An 18,689-nucleotide genomic window follows, 5' to 3' on the forward strand; every position below is an offset into this window, starting at 1 on the left:
AATTCCTCATATTAGGCTTGAAATTTATGGTCATCACCTTTATCAAGCAGCTATTGAAGCGCATTTAAAAAAGAATGAACAAAAACAGTTAGGCCATTAATAAAAGCACAATGATCAGCCCTTGGTCGGTTTGTTGTGCCTTAAAACCAACCATTATATTAATAATCCTAAGGAGCTACCATGAGCGAGCAGAATACGAACCAAGAATCTCTTGAGCAAAATGTGTCACATGACAATATTGACCACGATGAGAGTATTTTAGAAGAAACCTTGAAAGAGTTTGATCCACAGAATAACTCAGGTGAAGAGATGACGATCGAAAATGACATCAATCTTGACACTTTTAAAGCCCGTATCGCTGAGCTAGAAGGCGAAGTAAAGCAAGCTAAAGAAGGCACCGCCCGTGCCAATGCTGAAGCTTATAACGCGCAAAAACGTATGGAACAAGAAGCGGATAAAAGCAAAAAATTCGCCCTACAGAAATTTGCTAAAGAGCTACTGGACATCGTTGATAATTTAGAGCGTGCCATGGAAAACGCTGATGCCAATGACCCAGTCGCTGAAGGCGTTCAATTAACGCACAAAGCGCTATTAGCACTACTAACCAAAAATGGCGTAGAAGTCGTTGAACCTCAAGGTGAGAAATTCAACGCTGACTTTCATGAAGCGGTAGGCATTGATCCAGACGCCGAAGCAGATACCGTCGGTACGGTACTACAAAAAGGCTATAGCTTGAATGGTCGTCTGTTGCGCCCAGCGATGGTTCGTGTCGGTCAATAATATTTGAGCTGATATCGTCAGCAGCAGTAACGCTTTAAGTCATCGGTTTATTATATAAGTGGTGAACAATCAGTTTTTAACTGTGCTAAACCTCATTATTAGTAAGGGTTTTCACAAAAAGTCACACAAAAGACAGTTTTTGCGTGGCTTTTGACTTGAAAAAATTAATAAGCAAACCGATATATAGCAACAAGTGACCAACTATGGTCTGAACATATAAGTATTTATATTGAAAACAAATTAGGAGCATTTGATTATGGGTAAAGTAATTGGTATTGATTTAGGTACAACGAACTCATGTGTAGCAGTAATGGAAGGTGACAAAGTTAAAGTCATCGAAAATGCTGAAGGTACGCGTACCACACCATCGATCGTCGCTTACAAAGACGACGAAATTTTGGTTGGTCAGTCAGCCAAGCGTCAAGCGGTAACGAACCCAAACAACACCTTGTTTGCGATTAAGCGTCTGATCGGTCGTCGTTTTGATGACAAAGTTGTGCAAAAAGACATCGGCATGGTGCCTTACAAAATCGCTAAAGCAGACAACGGCGATGCATGGGTAGAAGTCAACGGCAAAAAACTAGCACCACCACAGGTTTCTGCTGAAATCTTGAAAAAAATGAAAAAAACAGCAGAAGATTATCTTGGTGAAAGCGTGACTGAAGCAGTCGTAACTGTACCTGCTTACTTCAATGACTCACAGCGTCAAGCCACTAAAGATGCGGGTAAAATCGCTGGTCTTGATGTAAAACGTATCATCAACGAGCCAACCGCTGCTGCACTTGCCTATGGCATGGACAAAAAGCAAGGCGATAGCACTGTTGCTGTATATGACTTGGGTGGTGGTACTTTTGACGTATCAATCATCGAAATCGCTGACGTTGATGGCGAGCAGCAGTTCGAAGTACTAGCAACCAATGGCGATACATTCCTTGGTGGTGAAGACTTTGACTCAGCATTGATCGACTTCTTAGTAGACGAGTTCAAAAAAGACCAAGACGTCAACCTAAAAGGTGACTCATTGGCAATGCAGCGTCTAAAAGAAGCGGCAGAAAAAGCGAAAATTGAATTATCAAGTGCCCAAAGCACCGAAGTAAACTTGCCGTATATCACTGCAGATAGCAATGGTCCTAAGCATTTGGTTGTTACTATCAGCCGCTCAAAACTTGAGAGCCTAACTGAAGCGCTAGTACAACGTACCATGGGCCCTTGTAAAATTGCCCTTGAAGATGCTGGCATAAAAATTGGCGACATCGATGATGTTATCTTGGTTGGTGGTCAGACTCGTATGCCACTGGTACAGCAAAAAGTACAAGAATTCTTCGGTCAAGAGCCACGTAAAGACGTGAACCCTGACGAAGCAGTAGCAGCTGGTGCGGCCATTCAAGGCGCGGTATTGTCTGGTGAAAAAACGGACGTATTGCTACTTGATGTGACGCCATTGACCCTTGGTATCGAAACGATGGGCGGTGTCATGACGCCAGTTATCGAGAAAAACACCATGATTCCTACTAAGAAATCACAGGTATTCTCAACCGCTGAAGACAACCAGCCAGCAGTAACGATTCAGGTATATCAAGGTGAGCGCAAAATCGCTAACCAAAACAAACAGCTTGGTCGTTTCGATTTGACGGACATTCCACCAGCACCACGTGGTCTACCACAAATTGAAGTGTCTTTTGACATCAACGCTGACGGTATCATGAACATCTCAGCAACGGATAAAGGTACTGGTAAAGCGCAAAGTATCCAGATCAAAGCGGATTCTGGCTTGTCGGACGAAGAAGTTGAACAAATGGTTCGTGATGCAGAAGCCAATGCTGCTGAAGATGAGAAATTCGCTAACCTAGCGCAAGTACGCAACGAAGCAGATGGTCGCATCCATGCCGTACAAAAAGCACTAAAAGAAGCAGCAGATAAAGTGACTGATGAAGAAAAATCAACAGTAGAAACGGCTATCACTGAGCTTGAAACAGCGGCTAAAGAAGATGACCATGATGACATCAAAGCCAAGCTTGAAGCATTAGACAATGCTTTCTTACCAATCAGCCAAAAAATCTACGCTGATGCAGGTGCTGGCGCTGAAGGTATGGATCCAAGCCAATTCCAAGAAGGCGCGGATGCTGCTGGTGGCAACCAAGCTGATGACGACGTGGTTGACGCTGAGTTTACTGAAGTAGACGAAGATAAGAAGTAGCACCAAATCCAAAAACGCGATTAGCTGCGTCAAACTCGCTTAGTCTACTCAATGTAGTACTTACGCTCGTTTTCCTTGCTACTCAAGTTTTTGAAAATGGTAGAATCGATACAAATCGATAAGAAGTTAAATTAAAAAGCGCATCCTTCGGGGTGCGTTTTTTTATGGCTATAATTTCTGTTAGTAATATTAGGTATAGTCAGTGAAAAGTAATATCGATATATCCGCAATACCGTCGCGTTCTTAGGATATTTTGACTATATGGCTTATTTAGGGTTTAAACGCACTCACGGTCAGTACTTCATACGTCAAATTAACGCAAGACTGGCCATCTTCGTTTTGTGCAGAAAAATGCTGCCAATAATCTGACTCAAACTGTTGTAAACGCGCTTTCGTCCATCTGAAAGGTGGCGTGTTCCTTGAAGATACTTGCGTTTGACTGGTTGAGACACCCGTCAGTTTCATATGCTTCAACACAGCATAGGGGCTGATAAATGGTAAGTCGAAACGCTCAATTGAAAGCTCGATATGCTCAAAGCCAGCATTCGTCAATACTGACTGCCATTCAGTGATATCTGGGTAATCAAGGCCTTGACCCGTTAGCGCTTTAATTTGCAAAAAATTATTGGGCGTAAAGGTGCTGAAGAGTAGTTGACCTCCAGGCTGTAGACGGTGTGCTGATTGCGTGACAAAGTTCAACGGATTATCAAACCACTGCACTGCATTTGCACTGACTATCAAGCTGTGTATTCCTTCCAAGTCCATGGTTTCAGCATCGCCAATCGCTATGTCAGCCGTTGGTAAAATTGATTGCAAGGTAGCCGCTTGTTCAGCGCACAATTCATTGATCAGCCAATGCTGGCTTTGTATATGCTCAGCCAGTAGTCGTGTCATTTGACCGGTGCCGGCACCAATTTCTAATACGCTGCTTTGTTTGGTATGAGCAATATTTTCTAGTAAATACTGACAGACTGTCTGCTGAATACTGGCATGCTGGTCATAGTCGCTGGCACTGGCAAAATGGCGAGCGATGGTTTGTTTTCTAGCGCTAAAACTATCAGGTGTAACGAGTATTTCCATAGATCTTATTACATCCAATTGAGCCAATTATCAATCGATATAGTCATTCCACTATAAAAATATTACTGCGTTAACCTCGCTTGAAGTATTAAATATACATCTACGTTCGGTTGCCTTGTACTACTTTTAAATTGAATCGACTATAGTAGGACCATTGTCCTTGCTAGATAGTGGAATTATAACTGTTGTATTAGCCGTTCACAGTCTTCGTTGGTTAGTTTGGCATTCATGACTAAGCGAATACGCGCGGTGTTTGCAGGAACGGTGGGTGGTCTGATGGGCAATGCGTAAAACCCTGCTGCCTGTAACTGTTTTGCTTTAGCAAGCGCACACGCATTGTCGCCCAATATATAGGGGATAATAGGTGAATCATAGCTTATGTTTTGAGAAGTTGGCGATGCGCGGTGTTGTTGGTCGATGGCTCGACTAAGCTTGATAGAGATCTGCGCCAGATATGTGCGTTGGTGGGTCAAGTTTGGCATTTTTGCTAAAATAAATCGGGTCCATGCGTGATTGATCGGTGGCAATGCAGTACTAAAAATCAGCGGACGCATGGCATTGATTAGCCATTGTTTGACGACCTCATCACACATGATGTAAGCGCCAACTGACGCAAACGCTTTACCAAACGTCCCCACCAAATAATCAATATCTGCTAACGTGTGTGTTTCTTCCGCTAGTCCCAAGCCAGTGTCACCTAACACACCAATGGCATGAGCCTCGTCAACATATAGCTCAATGCGAGCATCTTTGGCTTTTAATTGTACCAGTTGAAGCAAGTCAGCACGGTCACCATCCATACTAAAAACACTCTCAGTGACAATAATGATGCGCTCAACCGTTTCATCTGCTTGTTCAATAAATCTGGCTAAATGCTCGTAATCATTGTGACGGTAACGACGATAGGTGACCAGTTTGCTTTGGCTTAGCCGCATCCCATCGATAATACTGGCATGCACCAGTTTGTCAGCCAAAATAAGCGTTTTGACTGGTAGCGCCGTCAGAGCTGGCAGGATACCAAGATTGGTATGATAGCCGCTGTTTAATACCAGCACCGATTTTGAAGCGGATAAGTCTTGCTTGTCAGTTGCATTTTGATACCAGCTTTGCAATTCAGACTCTAATGCTTGCAACTGTATATCATTGCCGGTAAGTAACCGCGAGGAAGTGGCACTCATCTTTGGTCGTTGCGCCACTGGTAACCGATCTATTTGCTTGAGAAACTCGCTTTGTAACTCTGTATCGCTACCCAAGCCTAAATAGTCGTTACTGGCGATATTCAGCAGTGTCTTGCCTTGGCTCACCACATAACGTCCTTGATGTTCTAAGCTTGGTAAACTGCGGTATTGCTGCTGAGACTTCATATGCGTCAATGATTCTTGCAGTTGCACCACGATAGAACTTGTCATATTGATGTCTTCCTTTATCTTATTTTTGACTTTTTAACATTCATTGACTGTCTGATAAGTAGGAAGTATTGCACAAATCGGCTACTTGTAACAAAAAATTTCATATCTCGACCTTTGTAACCCATAGGCTGACAAACGCTTGCAAATCTTAACTCTGATGCCATCAAACACAGACAGACTGTATGAAATACTTTGTTACTATATATTCATCGTTAGCAAGCAGGGCGATGAGGCTTAGAAAGCCATTAAGAATAACTTGCTTGCCCATATAAGTTAAAGGAGCTAATAATGAAAACTCTACAAAAAACTCTATTTGCACTAGCAGCTGGTTCTTTACTAACGGTCAGTGCACAAGCAGCCGTCTCTTATGGTAACGGTTATACCGGTCAGCCATACGTTGGTGTTAAAGTCGGTCAATTCGATCTAGACGTTGATAACGCTGATGATCCAACGGCCTATGGTGTATACGGTGGCTATAACTTCGATCCTAACTTCGGTGTTGAAGCAGAGTACGTCGGTTCAGATGATGCTGATTACAGAAACGGTGATCTCGATGCCAAGACTTATGGCGCTTACGGTACTTACCGTTATGCTTTCCCAAACACGGGACTATACGCTAAAGGCAAACTGGGTGTCGCCAAAACTGAAGTAGAAGGTGACTATACTGTTGGTCCAGTTAGAGTGTCAAACTCTACTAGTGACACAGGTATCGCTGGTGGTGTCGGTCTTGGATATTCAGTAAACCCTGACTTCGGTGTTGAGGCTGAATACTCAATGATGGACAGTGATGTCGATGCTAAGTTGTTAACCGTTGGTGCACATCTTAAGTTCTAAATCTCAGATAGATTCATGATAGAAGGAAGAAATGGTCAGTCTACTGGTCGTTTCTTACCCCAATAATTCATATAAAAGCAATTAAAAAAAGACGATATTAGGAGAACACAATGAAAATTCTACAAAAAACATTACTTGCACTAGCCGCTGGTTCTTTAGTAAGCATGGGTGCACAAGCCGCCGTTTCTTATGGCAATGGTTATACTGGGCAGCCGTACATCGGTGCTAAAGTCGGTCAGTTTGACCTAGACGTAGATGGCGCTGATGATCCAACCGCTTATGGTGTATACGGTGGCTATAATTTCGATCCTAACTTCGGTGTCGAAGCAGAATATGTCGGCTCAGACGACGCAGATTATCGCGGCGGTGATATCGATGCTAAGAGCTATGGCGCATACGGTACTTACCGCTACCAGTTCCCTAATACTGGCTTATACGCCAAAGGTAAACTAGGGGTCGCTAAAACTGAGATAGAAGGTGACTTCACCCGCAATATCGGCAACACTGAAGTCAGAACTGAGACTTATTCAGAAAGTGATACCAGTCTTGCTGGTGGTGTAGGCCTTGGTTATTCGGTGAATCCTAACTTCAGCGTCGAAGCTGAATACGACAAGCTAGGTAGCGATGCTGATCTTATGACGGTTGGTGCACAGCTAAAATTCTAAATGATTGCTAGTTAATTATAGAATAAGAAACGATCGCTTCGGCGGTCGTTTTTTTGTACGAAAAAAGCTACGGTTAAAGTCATTAAAAAAGAATGCATTAAAAATAATCTTCTGCTAGAATCTCGAATTCAACAATAGTTCAGCTAACTTATGTGCTCTGCTATGTCCACTCAGGCTACATTTTAGTTTTATTTAATAGGAAGACAGATGAATACTTTACAAAAAGCTTTGATCGCATTATCAGTTGGTTCTCTAATGAGTATTAGTGCGCAAGCAGCAGTTAACTACGCTGGTCAGCCATACGCTGGTGTAAAAGTGGGTCAGTACAGTCCAGATGATGTAGAAGATGATGCAGTATCATACGGTGTCTATGGTGGCTATAAATTCACTCCAGAATTTGGTGTGGAAGCTGAATATTTGACGACTAACGATGCAGATGCGTTTGATGATACTTTTGAAAAGTCAGAATATAGTGCTGATGTATATGGCCTATATGCGACTTATGATTACAATTTTCCAAATACCGGTTTGTACGCCAAAGGCCGCCTAGGTGTTGCGAAAAATGAAATTGATGTAGACTATACAGATAAAGTTATTGCTAGCAACAGTGAGAGCTTTAGCGTTTCTGATACAGGTGTCGCTGGTAGCTTAGGATTGGGCTATAACCTCACTCCTATGGCTTCTGTAGAAGCTATGTATAACATCTATCCTGAAGTGGATGATCTCGAGGTAAGTGGCGTTACTTTAGGTGCTCATGTAAAATTCTAAGTTAGCCTGACTGCAAAGAGATTAATAAAAAAACGATCACGAATGTGGTCGTTTTTTTTGGTTGAAGCATTTACAAATACTCATTAGGCTTTTGCCTCCACTCGGCAAAGTCAGCAGTATATTAATGATTTTTAAGGCATTATCGCTCTAAAAATGTGCTACATTGAAAGCTAGAATGACAAAGACAGGGAATATATCAATGATTGAGATGCTCTGGATGATTGAACCGTGGCATTGGCTGGTATTAGGCTTTGTGTTACTGATTGTCGAGATGTTTGTTCCGACGTTTGCCAGCCTTTGGTTTGGTGCTGCTGCTATTATCGTCGCGGCACTGTCGTGGCTATTACCTATCTCGTTAGCTGTCCAAATTGTTATTTGGCTGGTACTTTCTGCGGTGTTTCTATTGGCATGGTTTAAGTTTATTAAGCCTCTGTCAGTGGATCGTACCAAGGCAGGGCTAGGCGGCAGCGTCATTATCGGTGAGACTGGTATGATTATCGTACCGCCGCAGCCTGAAAGAGCGGGCATGGTACGGTTTAGTGTGCCTATCGTGGGAGCGGCTGAATGGATGTGCCGCACGCAAGGGGAACAAGTGGCGGTCGGTGATCGGGTGATCGTGACAGATATCGTTGGTAATGAATTGGTCGTCAGTAGTATGAAATCGCAGGCCGTGATACATAAAAGTGTGCAAATATAATAGGGGTGAAATATGGGAAGTTTCAATATCGTAATGGTGGTTTTGATCGCGCTGGTGGTGTTTACCGTATTTAAAGGTGTTCGGATCGTACCGCAGGGGTATAAGTGGGTCGTGCAGCGTCTTGGTAAATATAGCCAAACACTAGAACCAGGGCTAAACCTCATTATTCCTTATGTTGACGATGTGTCTTATAAAGTGACGACCAAAGACATCGTGCTCGATATTCCTTCTCAAGAAGTCATCACGAGAGATAACGTCGTTATTATCGCGAACGCCGTCGCTTATATTAATATCGTTCGTCCTGATAAGGCGGTATATGGTATCGAAGATTATGAATACGGTATTCGTAATCTGGTACAAACATCGCTACGTTCAATCATCGGTGAGATGGATCTGGATAGCGCATTATCTAGCCGCGACGAGATCAAGGCCAAACTCAAGCATGCCATCTCAGAAGATATTTCTGATTGGGGTATCACGCTAAAGACAGTAGAAATTCAAGATATCAACCCGTCAGCGACCATGCAGACAGCGATGGAAGAGCAGGCAGCTGCTGAACGTCAACGCCGTGCAACAGTGACGCGTGCTGATGGTCAAAAGCAAGCCGCTATCTTAGAGGCAGATGGGCGTTTGGAAGCCTCACGTCGCGATGCAGAAGCACAAGTGGTGCTTGCCAAAGGGTCAGAAGAGTCTATTCGTTTGATTACCAATGCCATGGGCACTGAAGAGATGCCGATTGTTTACTTACTGGGTGAGCAGTATATCAAGGCGATTCGTGAGCTGGCTGAGTCTGATAACGCAAAAATGGTGGTACTACCTGCTGATATCCTCAGTACAGTGAAAGGTATGGTGGGTGATAAATTGAAGGTTTAAGCAATAATGCTTTGATTACATGTACTTTGATCACATGTTCTTTGATCACATAGCTACAACTTATAAAAATAGCCAGTGAGCATGCGAAGCACTGGCTATTTTTTTGACTTAAATTTGATCATACTATTTTTGCTGGTTTTTCAAGCGCGAAACATGAAACATCTTTTCTTACATAATAAAAATACTGATACAAGGAAAAAAATAATGACCAAGCAAAATCCAGATATTGAAATAATCTCAATAGAGAATTTCCCTCAAGGCAGCCCATTACCTTATACCGTGCTTGATGCGACCCATATTAATGCCGCCTATCCTGAGCAAAAATTAGAGATTCGTGGTGGTGGCTACGTCTCAGACGCAGCGGCACATCCAATTAATGCCAATCAGTTTTATGTACTTACTGATCGAGGTCCCAATGCTGATTTTGATGGGATTGCGGGTAAAGGTAAGCAGTTTTTAGTGCCGAGTTATACACCGTCAATCGGGCTATTTGAGTTACATGACGCTGGCAAAATTATCAAGATAAAAGAGATAGTGCTAAAAGACAGCAATGGCAATCCTATCTCTGGGCTACCAAATCCAAAAGCATTGGGCGGGACCAATGAAGTGCCCTATGATATCGATGGTCAGCCGATGACCGTAAATCCTAACCTGCCTTTTGATAAAGTGACGAATCCTATCAAGACTGATATCAATGGTTTAGACCCCGAAGGACTCGCTGCACTTACAGACGGAAGTTTTTGGATTAGTGATGAGTATGGTCCACATCTCGTCCACTATGACGCGGATGGGTTAGAGGTTGAGCGTATCAACCCATTTGCTAGTGATGAGCGTAACAATGTGATGATTGATGGCACGCCAATTTTATTACCGATGGGGTTTACCAAGCGCCGCGCCAATCGTGGAATGGAAGCATTAACGATTACGCCAAATCAAACCACGCTGGTAGGCATTATAGAATCGTCAATGGACAATCCTGATAAATCAGGGCGCGTTTCTAGCGTGACACGGGTTATTACCATTAACCTAAAATCTGGCCAGATTGCTCAATATTTATATCGTCTTGATGTAGCGGAGCATGTGGTGTCAGGGTTAGTCGCGCTCAGCGATCATGAATTTTATCTCATTGAACATGATCGTAAATTCCCCCTACAAGATGAGTCGGCAAAAAAATATATTTATAAAATTAACCTCTCACAGGCAACAGACATAGAAACCATTAGTACTGCCAACCACCTAAAGGCGATTAAACAAGATGAGCATGTTGGTCTAACCGTCGAAGGAAAAACACTTGAGCAGCTTATTGCAGATGATGAAGATCACTGGCAGGTACTTGAAAATATCAATATTATGCCCGTTAAGAAAACTTTAGTCGTCGATGTACTTGCTACTTTAGATTATCCACATGACAAGCTTGAAGGTCTGTGGCTACGCCAAGATGGCTCACTTGGGTTGTTAAACGATGATGATTTTTCTATCACAGATTCAGCGATGACAGATACGGACATAGTAGGGCGGGATAATAAAAAGCCAAAAAGCACCGTTGAACATAAATATCTCGATAAAGAAAAAACCATCATAGATGCCAATAGGCTGTACATCGTCATGCCTATTGAGTAGTGATAGGTGGCGGATGGTAAGTCGCCGCATTTATCATAAAAAAGACCTCGCTTGAGGTCTTTTTTATTGCTAATAACTAACTCAAAAGCCAGTCTATAGTCAGTAAAAAGTAATATCTATACATGATGCACTGCTGATATTAATTTTCCTTGCTTGCTGTGCCTGCGCAGACAGAGGCTACAAAAAACCGATATCAGCAATACCGTCGCGTCTTTAGGATATTTTGACTATAGTTAGATAACTTTAGAAAAGCGATTTTGATGCTTCTTTGCCAAGTACTCGTCAAATACCATGGCGACGTTGCGACCGAGTAGGCGACCTTTTGGTAAGACCCGAATCCCAGCGGCATCCATATCGATGAGCTTGTCATCTTGCATCTCGCCCAATTGCTGAATCTCATCAATGAAGTAAGTAATGGCGTCGACACCGAATTTCTGATTCACATCTTTAAAGTCGATATAGTCGTGACAGAGTAGCTTCATAATCACATATTCACGTAAGCGATCTTTAATCGACGTTTTAATTACTTTTACCGCTGGCATGATAGTAGGGTTGTTTTTCGACGCAGCGATATTGGCCTGATACGCTTGTAAATCAGTATCATTCTGCAAAATATAACGGGTATTGGCATTGGCAATTTGGCTGATAGAGGAGACACCAAAGCCTAGCAAGTCGCAGTCACCCATAATGGTGTAACCTTGGAAATTACGATGCAGTTTGCCCTCGCGCTGCGCCACCGCGAGCTCGTCATCAGGCTTGGCAAAGTGATCAATACCAATGTATTGATAGCCAGCTTCGGTCAGTGTGTTGATGGTATTGCCGAGCATGGCAAGCTTAGCCGCTGGGTCTGGTAGGTCTGCTTCTTTTATTTGACGCTGGGCTTTAAAGCGTTCTGGCAGGTGCGCGTAGTTAAATACCGACAGACGATCTGGTGACATCTCAATGATGCGGCATACGGTTTTATCCAAGGTTGCAGGCGTTTGATGCGGCAGACCATAAATCAGGTCAATATTGATAGAACGGAAACCCAGCTCGCGTGCCTCAGTGAGCACATTCTCGATCATTTCTGCTGAATGCACACGATTGACAGCGATTTGTACTGTTTCGTCCAAGTCTTGCACACCTAAGCTGACGCGATTAAAACCAAGATTGCGTAGCGTTTTTAATGTCTCGTCACCCAGCTCACGGGGATCAATCTCAATAGAGTAGTCGCCTTCACCTTCGGGTAAAAATTCAAACTGGGTCTGCAAAAAATCCCACAGTTGACCCATCTCTTCATCACTCAAAAACGTCGGCGTGCCTCCACCTAAATGGAGCTGCTTAACGAGTGGTTTACTGCTGCCCTCTGGTGCAGATAATAAACGGCGCTTGTGGCTAATTTCAGTGATTAAGTACTGCAAATAATCGCCTGAGTCGCTATTTTTTTTGGTGATGATTTTATTGCAGGCACAGTAATAGCAGAGATGACGACAGAATGGGATATGGAAATAGAGCGATAATGGCGCACGGGCTTCGCGATTTTGGAGAATGGTTGTTTCAATGCCATCAGCGATTGGTGAAAACTCTAATGCCGTTGGATAAGAGGTATAGCGTGGCCCTGAACGATTGTATTTATTGATAATCGATTCATCAAATGTAGGTAGCTGCTTGGTCATAATACTGCCGCGCGTACTGGCGTAAGGGTTGTCCGGCTGCATGACAGGGCGTACCGTGGTGGGTTGCTCTCCTGCACGATTATAAGGCTGCTGGGTGTTTGTTTCAGAGTGTTCTGTCATGTGGCATTCCTTTTTGATGCTGTTTGCGCCTATTAAAGCAACCTTATCCACTAGTGATAACAGATAACGTATCAGCGTCTTTTAGCGATAGTAGTGACTTGGTTTGCAAAGGATAGTATAGCAAATCCTTGCTCATAATAGGGTGATTGGTAAGTTCTCTTAGCCTATGGATTTACTTTGTTTTAAAAATAGAAAAACCCCCAGAGTCTATCTGAGGGCTTTTGCTTATATTAAAATAACGAAGAATTTTATTCTCTTAACTCAACTTTAGCACCAACTGCTTGTTTAGATACTTCACCAGCACTAAAAGGCAGACGTATCCAGTCTTTGTCTGCATAACGACGGGTTTGATCACGATGGAAAGGACGTGTGGTATCACCAGCTTGCGAGAAAGCTAACAGCGCTTCCACGACCGGACCTTTGCTATCAAACGTTACCGATTGCATATAAGTTGGACCATTGGTAATTGGACCATAAGTGCCATCGCTGTTTTGACTTGAGCTGGCAACGTTGAAGATGCCTTCACCACCGAAGCCACCATGCATAGGAATTTTCTCACCGTTTCTGTCCGCATCAATAACGAATTGTAAGCTACCTAACGGTGCGTCAAGCGCAATATTTTTACTACTGTAATAGCTAATAGAGTCGCCCAAAGCTTTACGTGTTTTATCATTGATGATTAAGTCACGAGGCGTGTTAACAGGGTCAGCTTTATCGAAGGGAACACTAAATCCTGCATAACTACTAAACCCAAAATTAGTCCAGAATTTTCTAAAGACATGAGCGCCTTTACTATCAAGATTATTACGACGATCCCATTTACTCAAGACAATACAAGCTTGAGTGGCATCGATAGTCCCACCGTCAGTCAAAGGTAATATTGGATTAGCTTGGCAATCTGCCAAAACATCATCAAGCACTAATTCAGCACCATAACTGCGATTTCCGTAGACAACTTGTTGCATATTATCAAGATTAAAGGTATTTCCGCCTAAACCATCTTTATTACTTAATCGATCAAATATTTGAGTAAAGGCCATACGAGTACGTGGAGATAATGGCGCGGCATCTTCAGAAAGAGGTAACAACCCACGTCTCAATAATGGTGAGAATCCTGTCAACGGCTGTTCTGCATTACTAAACCAATAAGAGTCATTCGAGTTTAGAGCGTAGTCATCACGAATTAAGAATGGTAAGTTTGAACCGCCAAAAATACCTGCTTGTGGTGAGTCGGCATCATTGCCCCATTCACAGGCAGCTTTACTGCCATCTAGTGCGGGCAAGTCAGATGCAATCAGAGCATTCAGGAAAATCCCCGCATTAGTACCACAACTTTCTAGCTTTTCTCTAGTGACATTAGGCACGGTCGAGATATCAGCATAGAGCGCTTTGCCATTACGATCGGTGGCGATGGTATTAACAAAGCCTAGGCCTAAAGTAGTCTGCATTCTATCGACGAGATCCTCAACGCTAGTGGCCATGTTCATACTGCGCCACTGATTAAGTGCTCTTGGATTTTCAGAGGCCGCATCACGAATCGTATAAGCCAGATTGTTCGCACCCCACGTTGGCAAAAGACCACTAAGCAAGTTAGCCGCGAGCATAGGCCCATATTGAGACAAATAGATAGGTTGAACCAACGTTTGATTGTCTGGCAATTGAACCGTCACATCGACTTTTTCGATATCACGTTCCTCAACCACACCCGCGCTATTTGTGTATTTGTATTTCAAAGGGTTGCCATCTACTAGATTAAGCTGGTAAAGCGTAAAGCGTTTGGCAGTTGATACGGTATGACTCCAAGCCACGTCTTTATTAAAGCCAATATTGATAAAAGGTTGACCTTGTTGGGCGGCGCCCATCACGTCAAGCTCGCCTGGTATCGTTGTATGAAACTCATAAAAACGCTGGACACCGTTCCATGGCTCATGTGGGTTACCATATAGGACACCACTATCTGTCCCTGTCACCTCACTACCAAAGGCATAAGCGTTACTACCGCCATTCAGTACATTGATAGTCGTCATGTCAAACTCTTCATCTGACTCTACTGTAGGCTCGACGCTACTCATTCTAGAGCTACCTTGAATGCCAGTAGTTGCAGGAGGAGCTGCCGCTACAACGGGGCTGACAAAGTTAGAGAGCCCACCGCGTAGATTGGCTTTACCATAAACTGTCAGTAGGTCATCAATAGTAATCTCTCGAACCCACTCAGCGTTAGCACAAGCAGGATCAATATTCGCCACACCTTTATCTCGCAGATAACGGCTAAAGCCTGCTGCATAGCCTGTGACCGCATCGATAGTTTCAGGATCTTGAGCTGCTAAGAATCCAGCTCGTCTCTCTGGAGAGTTGTACCAAGTATAAAATACATCGCTATTAACATTACCTTCATCGCCTAGATACAGCATGCTCTGACCGCTAGCGACGACAACTTCTTTCGCTAGTGAGCAGAAGTTATCTTCTGCAAAAGCATAACCAACACCGTAGCCTAGACTTTTATAATCCTTTGCGGTGATATGAGGTATACCAAACTCGGTACGTTGAATGTCGACCTCATAAGTCGCGGAAGGGGTGACGACTTCATCATCATCAAAATCGTTATCGCTATCCGAACAGCCTAATAGTGCTAAGGAAACTGCCATTGTGAGTAATGTGAGTCTGGGCGCTCGCCGATTTTTAATCAATATATTCATTGTATTTACCATCCATGGTTAATTTTTACGATTTAAAGCACTGATAATCCTTTTATCTGTCGTGCTCTAAATAGTCAATAAATTGCTATTGTTGCTTTCAGTGTACAAACACTCACCAATCATATACCTAAAAGAAATAACTTTACCAGTAATTTAATAAAATTATTTTTCTTATAAAAATAAAAGGTAGGAGCGCTTTTTATTCTTTAAAATCATAGCTCGGCATTCAAAAAACCCATAGATATTGGTTCGTTAAAACGTTAAGAAAGTGAGGTTTAGCAGTAGACAAACCATTTTTATTATAAAATACACGACATTTGCGCACTGATACATAATACTTTATGATCAAAAGCTCCCTTTATTAGGAAACGCTGATGTCGTTTGCTCAAGTCTATACCCGTTCAGTCGTCGGTTTGCACGCACCCAAGGTCATTATTGAGGTGCATTTATCGCAAGGCTTGCCAGCATTGACCATCGTTGGTCTACCAGAAGCCGCTGTGCGCGAGAGTAAAGATAGAGTGCGCTCAGCCATTCTGAATTCTGGCTTTCAGTTTCCCAATCGTCGCCTGACGATTAATTTAGCGCCAGCAGATTTGCCAAAAGATGGTGCAAGGCTGGATTTGCCCATTGCCATTGGCATCTTGGCAGCCAGCGATCAGTTGGATCCAGAAGTACTATCAGGGTTTGAGTTTATCGGTGAGTTAGCGCTCAACGGGAATTTACGGCAAGTCACTGGTAGCTTGGCAGTAGCACGAGCGATAAAGGCGGAAGTGTTGGCGTCCAAAGTCTTACAGACAGCAGATAATGATGAACTGGAATTGACGGAGCAGGGTCAAGAGCCACAAACGCCGCAGTTAATCGTCCCGATCGATAATGGTACCGAGGCTAGCCGTGTCGAGGGTGTAGAGATATTGGCGGCGGATAGTCTAAAGGCCGTTTGCGATCATTTGCAATCTTTGACCAATCCAAATGCCACTTACGAGCGCTTAGAGATTGTACCGCCCGCTGCGATAGAAAAACACACGGGTTATAAAGTAGACTTGGCTGATGTCAAAGGCCAACATCATGCGAGGCGTGCGCTAGAGATTGCCGCCGCTGGTGGTCATTCGCTATTGTTCACAGGGCCTCCCGGTTCGGGTAAAACACTGATGGCCTCGCGGCTACCGACTATTTTGCCAGATTTGAGTGCTGAGGATGCGTTAGAAGTTGCCAGTACTTATTCGGTGGCAGACAGTGATTATGATTATGGGACAAGGCCATTTCGGCAAGTTCATCACACCATATCAGCCGTGGCTTTGGTCGGTGGCGGCTCACGTCCCAAACCGGGCGAGATTACCCTTGCCAATAAAGGCGTGTTATTCCTTGATGAATTACCAGAGTTTGATCGTACGGTGTTAGAGGTGCTGCGCCAACCGTTAGAGGCGAAGCAAATTACCATCAGCCGTGCTAATTCACAAATGACCTTCCCAGCCAACTTTCAACTAGTAGCGGCGATGAACCCGTGTCCGTGTGGCTATGATGGTGACGGCTCGGCAAGATGTCGTTGTCGTCCCGAGCAGATTAAGCGCTATCAAGATAAGCTGTCGGGCCCACTGCTTGATCGCATTGATTTGCATATTACCGTGCCAGCGTTACCGATTGCCGACTTGCAAAATGCTCAAGCTGGTGAAACCTCCGAGCAAGTGCGGATTCGGGTCGCTGCCGCGCACAAGCATCAATTAAAACGGCAAAAAAAGGTCAATAATGAGCTTAGCCCGAGCGAGATTGATAAATATATTCAGCTAGGCGCGGGCGAGCAGCAGCTATTACAGCTTGCTCAGCAACGTCTGAATCTATCGGCACGCGGCTATCATCGAGTCTTGCGCGTTGCACGTACCATCGCAGACCTTGCCGACAGTACCGATATCACGAGTGCCCACGTGTCAGAGGCATTGAGCTATCGAAGTAAGTAGCTGACGTGATGTTCAGCTATTTGTCATTTATCCTTATAAAAGATAATCAACCAAGGCGGCAAAGTCATCAAATGCTTCGGTAGGATTCAGCTCACGAATGTCTTGCCCGTAGTTATAACCATAGGACAGTCCAAGGGTATCCATATTGGCGTTTTGTCCTGCCAAGATATCGTTTCTAGAATCACCAATCATAACGGCTTGCGCTGGGTTAATATTCAACGCATTGCAGACATGCAGTAGCGGCGCAGGATCTGGTTTCTTAACAGGCAAGCTATCACCGCCCAGCACTTCGGCAAACAAGTCCTGCCAGCCAAATGATTGTAATATCTTGGGTACAAAGCGAATGGGTTTATTGGTCACTAATGCCAGTATATAACCTGCATCTTTCAGCTTCTTTAGTCCGCTATCGACATCTGGGTAGGCGACGGTTTTGCTACCGCTGATATTGTTGTAAGCATCAAAAAACACCTGCTCGGCATGATCAGCTTCCTCGACCGTCAACTCACCTTCTAAGACCTCTACCTTACCCACCAATGCGCGCTCGACCAGCATTCTTGAGCCATTGCCGACCCAATTACGTATGCTGTCAATAGGATAGGTCTCTTTGCCAAGCGTGGTCAGCATGGCATTGGTCGCATCAGCCAAATCTGGCACGCTATCGATCAGTGTGCCATCAAAATCAAAAATCAAAAGTTGCTTATCCATTGTTCCTCACTATTGGAAGTCGTTATATTTATTATGCTTGGTATATCGTGCCATACCTTAGCACAGTAGTGTTTTGAGACCAGTTACTTTAGTTACCTGTTGTGCTTAATATCTTGAGTATTAGCATCTATTCGACATCTTTATAGCGTTCACGATGCTCTTTTCTCATTTTTAGATAATCTTTGTTCTCGCGGCACTCATCCCATTTTTGTTTAAAAATACGCGCTGACTCTGCTTTGACTGGGTCTTCCTCTTGCCGTGGTAACTCTGGGCGACCATGCGCACCGCTTTGACCTTTTTTATCCTCAGGAACAGGGCCTTTGTACTTCTTGCCGCCTTGATGATTGGCATAGCGACGGGCGCGGGTATAACCCATTTGAATAAATTTGCGCGCCATATCCGCACCGACAAAGTCATCAGCTGCCAGATAATCTAAAAACATCTGATAAATAGCCTCGCTACTTTCAGTCGCAATATCAGGCGTGGCAAAGCGCCAGTGCGGCAATATCTCAGACTTATAAGGCTCTACCAATAATACACCTTGCTCACCGCGACCGACGCGATACAGCTCAGGCTGCGCCCGCAAGTCTAAGTTTTTATAATCCAAATCATAATCAAATTCTCTCATCGCTTATCCC

15 protein-coding genes are annotated in these 18,689 nt (G+C 43.8%); 9 read left to right on the top strand and 6 right to left on the bottom strand.

Annotated elements, in window-relative coordinates; genetic code table 11:
* Positions 1–180 precede the first annotated feature (180 nt).
* Positions 181–780 carry a nucleotide exchange factor GrpE gene (gene grpE / locus AAEY72_RS13010; protein ID WP_189583952.1) on the top strand — a complete coding sequence of 200 codons (600 nt, stop codon included), beginning with the start codon at positions 181–183 and terminating at the stop codon, positions 778–780.
* Between the two features lie 256 nt (positions 781–1,036).
* A complete protein-coding gene (gene dnaK / locus AAEY72_RS13015) occupies positions 1,037–2,977 on the top strand; it encodes a molecular chaperone DnaK (RefSeq protein WP_194620492.1) in 1,941 nt (646 codons plus the stop codon).
* Positions 2,978–3,247: 270 nt separating this feature from the next.
* On the opposite strand, the gene AAEY72_RS13020 is transcribed toward dnaK, so the two are convergent.
* Together AAEY72_RS13020 and AAEY72_RS13025 are read right to left on the bottom strand one after the other, a co-directional pair.
* On the bottom strand, positions 3,248–4,057 hold the full coding sequence (locus AAEY72_RS13020; protein ID WP_352310822.1) for a methyltransferase domain-containing protein: 810 nt from the start codon (positions 4,055–4,057) through the stop codon (positions 3,248–3,250).
* Between the two features lie 176 nt (positions 4,058–4,233).
* Entirely contained in the window at positions 4,234–5,466 is a 1,233-nt protein-coding gene (locus tag AAEY72_RS13025) for an 8-amino-7-oxononanoate synthase (RefSeq protein ID WP_352310824.1), read from the bottom strand.
* A gap of 288 nt (positions 5,467–5,754) precedes the next feature.
* On the opposite strand from AAEY72_RS13025, the gene AAEY72_RS13030 reads away from it, so the two are divergent.
* From AAEY72_RS13030 to AAEY72_RS13055, 6 genes are all read left to right on the top strand, one after another.
* Positions 5,755–6,300 carry a porin family protein gene (locus AAEY72_RS13030; protein WP_010197225.1) on the top strand — a complete coding sequence of 182 codons (546 nt, stop codon included), beginning with the start codon at positions 5,755–5,757 and terminating at the stop codon, positions 6,298–6,300.
* Between the two features lie 110 nt (positions 6,301–6,410).
* Positions 6,411–6,965 (top strand): porin family protein, encoded by a 555-nt coding sequence (locus tag AAEY72_RS13035; RefSeq protein ID WP_189583977.1) that lies wholly within the window; start codon positions 6,411–6,413, stop codon positions 6,963–6,965.
* Positions 6,966–7,172: 207 nt separating this feature from the next.
* A complete protein-coding gene (locus AAEY72_RS13040) occupies positions 7,173–7,733 on the top strand; it encodes a porin family protein (RefSeq protein WP_010197230.1) in 561 nt (186 codons plus the stop codon).
* A gap of 199 nt (positions 7,734–7,932) precedes the next feature.
* A complete protein-coding gene (locus AAEY72_RS13045) occupies positions 7,933–8,430 on the top strand; it encodes an NfeD family protein (RefSeq protein WP_352310827.1) in 498 nt (165 codons plus the stop codon).
* A gap of 12 nt (positions 8,431–8,442) precedes the next feature.
* Complete coding sequence (locus AAEY72_RS13050) at positions 8,443–9,303, top strand: SPFH domain-containing protein (protein ID WP_189583983.1); 861 nt, start codon at positions 8,443–8,445, stop codon at positions 9,301–9,303.
* A 204-nt stretch (positions 9,304–9,507) separates the two neighbouring features.
* On the top strand, positions 9,508–10,923 hold the full coding sequence (locus AAEY72_RS13055; RefSeq protein WP_352310828.1) for an esterase-like activity of phytase family protein: 1,416 nt from the start codon (positions 9,508–9,510) through the stop codon (positions 10,921–10,923).
* 233 nt (positions 10,924–11,156) lie between these two features.
* Here AAEY72_RS13055 and hemN read toward each other — a convergent pair whose 3' ends face one another.
* Both hemN and AAEY72_RS13065 read right to left on the bottom strand, forming a co-directional pair.
* A complete protein-coding gene (hemN, locus tag AAEY72_RS13060) occupies positions 11,157–12,698 on the bottom strand; it encodes an oxygen-independent coproporphyrinogen III oxidase (RefSeq protein WP_352310830.1) in 1,542 nt (513 codons plus the stop codon).
* 248 nt (positions 12,699–12,946) lie between these two features.
* A complete protein-coding gene (locus AAEY72_RS13065) occupies positions 12,947–15,394 on the bottom strand; it encodes a penicillin acylase family protein (RefSeq protein WP_352310832.1) in 2,448 nt (815 codons plus the stop codon).
* Positions 15,395–15,768: 374 nt separating this feature from the next.
* Here AAEY72_RS13065 and AAEY72_RS13070 point away from each other — a divergent pair, with 374 nt between their 5' ends.
* Positions 15,769–17,346 (top strand): YifB family Mg chelatase-like AAA ATPase, encoded by a 1,578-nt coding sequence (locus AAEY72_RS13070; RefSeq protein ID WP_352310833.1) that lies wholly within the window; start codon positions 15,769–15,771, stop codon positions 17,344–17,346.
* Positions 17,347–17,379: 33 nt separating this feature from the next.
* On the opposite strand, the gene AAEY72_RS13075 is transcribed toward AAEY72_RS13070, so the two are convergent.
* Both AAEY72_RS13075 and AAEY72_RS13080 read right to left on the bottom strand, forming a co-directional pair.
* On the bottom strand, positions 17,380–18,051 hold the full coding sequence (locus AAEY72_RS13075) for a phosphoglycolate phosphatase (RefSeq protein WP_352310835.1): 672 nt from the start codon (positions 18,049–18,051) through the stop codon (positions 17,380–17,382).
* A 127-nt stretch (positions 18,052–18,178) separates the two neighbouring features.
* Positions 18,179–18,679 carry a DUF4385 domain-containing protein gene (locus AAEY72_RS13080; RefSeq protein WP_352310837.1) on the bottom strand — a complete coding sequence of 167 codons (501 nt, stop codon included), beginning with the start codon at positions 18,677–18,679 and terminating at the stop codon, positions 18,179–18,181.
* Positions 18,680–18,689 lie beyond the last annotated feature (10 nt).

This window comes from Psychrobacter sp. W2-37-MNA-CIBAN-0211 (genome assembly GCF_040309405.1).
In the GTDB taxonomy this organism is placed as follows: domain Bacteria; phylum Pseudomonadota; class Gammaproteobacteria; order Pseudomonadales; family Moraxellaceae; genus Psychrobacter; species Psychrobacter glaciei.